The organism is Streptomyces chiangmaiensis (assembly GCF_036281785.1).
Taxonomy (GTDB): domain Bacteria; phylum Actinomycetota; class Actinomycetes; order Streptomycetales; family Streptomycetaceae; genus Streptomyces; species Streptomyces chiangmaiensis.
In genome coordinates, this window is sequence record NZ_JAYWVC010000768.1 from 1 (window position 1) to 510 (window position 510).

Annotated in this window: 1 pseudogene; it reads left to right on the forward strand. The window is 65.7% G+C overall.

Annotation, left to right across the window (positions count from 1 at the left end):
• Window positions 1-190: 190 nt before the first annotated feature.
• Window positions 191-510: pseudogene (locus VXC91_RS46835) on the forward strand (IS982 family transposase); the annotation flags it as partial.

The following is a 510-nucleotide window of genomic DNA, read 5'->3' on the forward strand; positions in this document are numbered from 1 at the left end:
TTCGGCGTTCACCGCACATGCATCGGCAAACGCATCCGACAGGCCCGCGAACTCCTCGACCTTCTCGGCCGCCGCCCCCAACCAGCTGACGAGCGGCCCCTCTCTCTCAGGGACCTCCGCAGGCTGGCCACTGACAGCGAGTCACCCACCAATCAGCAGATCAAGAAGGCGAGTTGATTATCTGCGCGTCCTGACGCCAGACTTGGACTCCCTCGCCACCGCACTCTATGTGAAGACCGACGACCTGTTGAAGGCATCACCGCATCTGGCTCCCTGGCGGCCAGCCATGGGGATCGCTCCGCAACTGACCGATGCCGAGCTGGTCACGCTCGCGATGATGCAGGCCATGCTGGGCTTCACCTCCGAGGCCAGGTGGCTTCGCTACGCCCGCTCTCACCTGCGGCATCTCTTCCCCTACCTGCCGAAGCAGCCCGGCTACAACAAGCGCCTGCGCAAGGCCGCCGAGCTGCTGCGGCAAGTGACCCGGCGGCTGGCCACCGACACCTCCGC